The organism is Flavobacterium bomense, assembly GCF_003970355.1.
The window spans coordinates 1-1,664 of sequence record NZ_RYDJ01000068.1 but is presented as its reverse complement, the minus strand read 5'-3'; the positions used below and the strand labels follow the sequence as shown (position 1 = coordinate 1,664).

Below are 1,664 nucleotides of genomic sequence, written 5' to 3'. Positions count from 1 at the left end.
ATATGTACAGCCAAACAAAAACTTGGGATCCAGAAGGAATATTATCTATGTTACCAGCAATTGCCTCAGGTATAATAGGAATGTTGATGGGACAAATGTTGAATAAACCGCTGCCAAAAATCGAAATTGTTAAGAAAATGATTTATTTTGGGTTTGGTTTAATCTTTTTTGGTTTAATTTGGAACTTTCTATTTCCCATAAACAAATCACTTTGGAGTAGCTCATTTGTTCTATTCACATCAGGATTAGCCACTTTATGTTTGAGTCTATTGTATTATATAATTGATATAGCTAACCATAAAAATTGGATAAAACTATTCTTGATTTGGGGTGTAAACCCTATGATTGTTTTTTTCTTTTCAGGAATAATTCCTGAGGCAATTTCTATGATAAAAGTGGATCATCCTGAACTCCCCGGCGAACTACTCGGATTTCAAAGTTACTTTTATAATTATGGAATTGTACCATTATTCAAAAATCCAATGGATGCTTCTTTGACATACGCATTAGTTTATTCTGTATTTTGGAGTATAATCTTATGGATTCTTTATAAAAACAAACTGATTTTCAAAGTTTAATTTGGAAGAGCTAATCCTATAAATCTAATTTTATCTTGCGAATTTTAAGGTAAAATAGGATAATTATTCAATTAATAAATACTATTTTTGCCCCCAATCAAAAAAAAATGCAAAATGGCTACCAATAGAACTTTTACAATGATCAAACCCGATGCTGTCAAAAACGGACACATTGGAAATATTTTGGCAATGATAACCAACGCAGGTTACCGAATTGTTTCACTGAAATTGACTCAATTATCAGTAAAAGATGCTGAAAATTTTTATGCCATTCACGCTGAAAGATCTTTCTTTGGAGAATTGGTAGAATTTATGTCAAGCGGACCAATAGTTGCTGCTATTCTTGAAAAAGAAAATGCAGTTGACGATTTCAGAACTTTGATAGGAGCTACAAATCCCAACGAAGCTGCCGATGGTACTATTCGTAAAATGTATGCAACTTCATTGGGTGAAAATGCAGTTCACGGTTCAGATAGTGATGCAAATGCAGCCATAGAAGGAGCTTTTCATTTTGCAATAAGAGAGCAGTTCTAGATTTATGAATTAAGATTAACGATTTTTGAATTAAGATTTATAAATCCTACAAAAACAGAAAATCCAGTTTCAAATTTTGAAACTGGATTTTTTTTATTTATTTATTCCAAAGCTTTCAACAAACCTTCGGGAGCTTTTTCCAGATACATTTGGTTTTGTAAACTATTTGCGGATTTTGAATCTTTAAAATAGTCAAATTGAATTCCTGGATCAGATTGTTTCATTTTTGCAGTTCCTGTAATTTTACCAATTGCAAGTTTCAATAGAGGCTCAGTTGTACTACCAAGAACATCAAGAGTGCTCAAGGTTTCTTTTAATTGATAAGTAGGTACTAAACCAGTTTGATAATCCCCAAAACCAGCTCCATTGACAATTTTCAAAACTAAAGGTTGCATCGCATAACGATGATTTGGGTTTCTGTTTTCTTTTCCGAAAGTAGGGGAATCGTATAAAGTTACCGACCCTACCTTTTTTCCAGGGGTTATATCGCCAATTTTAACCGCTGTAATATAAGGCTTAAATCCGTTAATTACTAATTCACTAGCCGAAGCT

Annotated in this window: 1 protein-coding gene and 2 pseudogenes; 2 read left to right on the top strand and 1 reads right to left on the bottom strand. The window is 32.6% G+C overall.

From position 1 onward, the window contains the following. Positions 1-578: pseudogene (locus EKL98_RS17655) on the top strand (acyltransferase family protein); the annotation flags it as partial. Positions 579-692: 114 nt separating this feature from the next. Then, a complete protein-coding gene (locus EKL98_RS15580) occupies positions 693-1,112 on the top strand; it encodes a nucleoside-diphosphate kinase (RefSeq protein ID WP_126563110.1) in 420 nt (139 codons plus the stop codon). Positions 1,113-1,213: 101 nt separating this feature from the next. On the opposite strand, the pseudogene EKL98_RS15575 reads toward EKL98_RS15580, so the two are convergent. After that, positions 1,214-1,664 (bottom strand): annotated as a pseudogene (locus EKL98_RS15575) (S41 family peptidase); the annotation flags it as partial.